Origin of the sequence: Endozoicomonas sp. ONNA2, from assembly GCF_024606365.1 — a bacterium.
Taxonomy (GTDB): domain Bacteria; phylum Pseudomonadota; class Gammaproteobacteria; order Pseudomonadales; family Endozoicomonadaceae; genus Endozoicomonas.
On sequence record NZ_JAHHPO010000577.1, the window covers coordinates 1 to 2,961 of the forward strand.

At 41.9% G+C, this 2,961-nt stretch carries 2 protein-coding genes; one reads left to right on the top strand and one right to left on the bottom strand.

Annotation, left to right across the window (positions count from 1 at the left end; genetic code table 11):
- Positions 1–42: 42 nt before the first annotated feature.
- Positions 43–1,815 carry a hypothetical protein gene (locus KDK14_RS10140; RefSeq protein ID WP_257264986.1) on the bottom strand — a complete coding sequence of 591 codons (1,773 nt, stop codon included), beginning with the start codon at positions 1,813–1,815 and terminating at the stop codon, positions 43–45.
- 486 nt (positions 1,816–2,301) lie between these two features.
- On the opposite strand from KDK14_RS10140, the gene KDK14_RS10145 reads away from it, so the two are divergent.
- On the top strand, positions 2,302–2,889 hold the full coding sequence (locus KDK14_RS10145) for a hypothetical protein (protein WP_257264987.1): 588 nt from the start codon (positions 2,302–2,304) through the stop codon (positions 2,887–2,889).
- Positions 2,890–2,961 lie beyond the last annotated feature (72 nt).

Genomic DNA, 2,961 nt, shown 5'->3' on the forward strand with positions numbered 1-2,961 from the left:
AATTTAACAACTACTTTTAATTTCCTTACAACTTTGGACCACTCAAAAACCATTTGGTTCATTTTTCAGTTCATTCATACTTTCTTTAATATTCTGAAGCTTGTCAGAATCGAATGAATTGGTATCGTACGTGCCACCTGATGATTCTTCGAGCATTTCTATCATTTGCAAGCTTTGATCAACTGATAATATTTTCCTCTTTGATTGGATATCCATATTACTTTTCAGAATATTCAAAGCATACTCATACGCCAAATCAACAAGATCAAAACACTTTAACATCTCGCAAAAAACAGGCTTGCCCAACTTGTTTTTTGCCTCTAGCAGATCAACCTTGATACTCTCTGGCAAATCACTTTGCAGAACCTCGTGAACATAAGTAAGCACTGCATCAGGACTTTTACCCTTCATTACGGCCTCAGAAAACCAGCCGTTCCCCCCCTGTAGAATTAACTTTTTTTCCTCGCAGGATTTACTGGAATCCATTAACACAGAGCGGATTATATCTTTACTCCTGTGCCAGTCATTAAAACTTACAGTCACCTGCAAGGATCTGGCAAGATATTCAGAGTCGGGTTCTTTACTCACTTCCAACATGTAGTCATAAAATAAACGATATTCCTTTCCCCATACTTGGACATCAAGATCTTGATCACTGGGCATAATGGCCTGCAGGTACATCCAGGATACGCCCAGCGCTTTCCAGAATGGATACGGCAGCCTTCTTATTAAACCCGTTAAATTGGTATAATCGAACAGGTGCGTCAGAAAGGCGTGTTTCTGACTCTCCGATTTGGTTTCATCAGCAAATATTGCCCAGATACAATTTTCCAGGATACTCATGGTATCAGCATAATCGAACCCATCTGCCATTGGAGTATCCTCTTCTGGAGGCTTTCTCCAGATGCCATTTTTAAATTCAAATACACAGTGACCTCTGTCACCTGTTCGAACATGCCAATACAAGTTTTCATCAAACTCTTCTGACTCACCTTCGAATAAAGTTAAACTTCCCACACCATTAGAAAAAAAAAGTTGTTCGTCTTCAGGTGTATAAAGATCAGAAAGCTTTAGAAATTGAGCACAATCAGGATGACCAAGGATCACCTTCTGGTCCAAAAACGTCCAGTTAGGATCCCAATGCCGAATAATCAGAATCCCCGGGGTTTTCTTTTCCAGGCGCAGGACCATTGAATGGCCAACATGCCCGGGTTCATTGCTAAATGGGCCACCTCTTAGTAAAAAGACTTTACTGTCACCACAGGGCATATCCCGGTATTTTTGTACCAGCCTGTTTAACACCAGAGAGAATTCATCCAATTGAAAGCAATGAGTTTCTGTACACTTGCCGATCAGTCTTATGGCACATTCGAACTTGAATGATGGGTTAGATTGTGCCAATTCCTGCAACCGATTCTCCAATTGTGCTATGGAGCCACATTCGGCATAACCTTTTTTTCCCCATGGTATATGACCTTCAGCATAAAGTTTGGAGAGCATCCCGCACTTCAACTTTTTATTATTCACTTTTACTTTATTATTGGCATTTACACAATTTGCGGTTGTAGAGTAAATCAGTAAACCGGGAAAGTATTTCCGCCCAAGAAATGCTGATTTTCCATCATCAGCAATTTCACACTTGATATATTTCGTGTTCCGGCCTGATCCGGCTACTTTATGAAATTTTGCCGAAAAATATTGATATTCAGCAGAGTTAAACTTTTCCAGAACCTCAGACCAACATTGGCTAATTTTCCTTTTTGCTGCACAAACAACACCTGTAACTTCATTAATTCTTGATTGAACAGCATCCATTACTACTGGCTTGATATCTCTTTTTTTCGAATTGGGTAATGGACCGTTAACATTGTTTTTCTGTCGCTGAAAAAGAATTGGTTGATCATCACCAACACGCTTTAAGGCAAAACAGCCATAACGGTATTTTTTTTCCCGGTCATCATCAGGCTGACCGGGTTCATGGATACCAGGCAAGGCTGATGATCCAATGCCTGTTGTAGAATTCACTTCCATAACTATTACCTCCCTGAGTGGTTAACCACATCAAAATGTATCATGGCGATAATCAGGAATTAGTAACCGGTTGGTTACTTAAACTTGCCCACTTGTCATTCAAAAGAACCGGAAATAAAGTCAGTACCATTGTCACATGCCCCCCTGACACCCAAGGGTCACCCCGCATCACCCACATTTATTTTGCCCAATAAGCCAACTTTTGCGGAACTTTTCCGGAACCACAGGGTCTAGAACAATAGTTCAAAAGAATTTCCAAGGAGGTGAACCATGAAAGGTACCGAGATAATAAACACATTAGTTAATGCTTGCAGGACGCTTTCCGGCACCGCAGCCTATGTGGTCAGGCCTTTGGCTATTGGCGTGGCCGGGCGCTGTGGAGGAGGTGCAGCGGTCCAGTTTGGCCCCTGGGCTGTCAAGACCGTTGTTAACTATACAACACCCAACTCCGTTGCCGCATTCATTTACAAGCAGGCATTGAACGCAGCCTTTGGGCCACACTACTATGCTGCCGGCCAGGTGTTATTTTCCACCGCTGCAGCATTTTGCCCCGGACCCTTTGAAGCTACAGATATAATTCGCAATCACTATCAGAATAAAGATTATCTGAACGCCCTTGACACCAGTGGTTTTGACCCGAAGCAATTGAAATTTGCAGAAGTGAAACTTGCAAAAGTGAAAGAGGGCTATTTGAAAATCACCTACAAGTCCCCCCCTGTTGATGAGTCATCTTATTGCTTCTTGAACAAAAAGGATGCCAAGGGCCTGCCACCATTGCTTCCCCCCAATGGCAAGCCAGAGTTTGAAATGCAAACTTTCAAAACAGATGGTGACGGAAATGATGAAACTGCCCTGTAGATGTCTGGTGCATGCATTTAGGAATTGTCTAAAAACAACTTTCCTAATATGGACGGTATTACACAAAAAAAT

What these genes read in the sequence shown, in the direction of transcription:
- KDK14_RS10140 (WP_257264986.1), bottom strand. Translation starts at nt 1,815, where the DNA reads ATGGATGCTGTTCAATCAAGAATTAATGAAGTTACAGGTGTTGTTTGT.
- KDK14_RS10145 (WP_257264987.1), top strand. Translation starts at nt 2,302, where the DNA reads ATGAAAGGTACCGAGATAATAAACACATTAGTTAATGCTTGCAGGACG.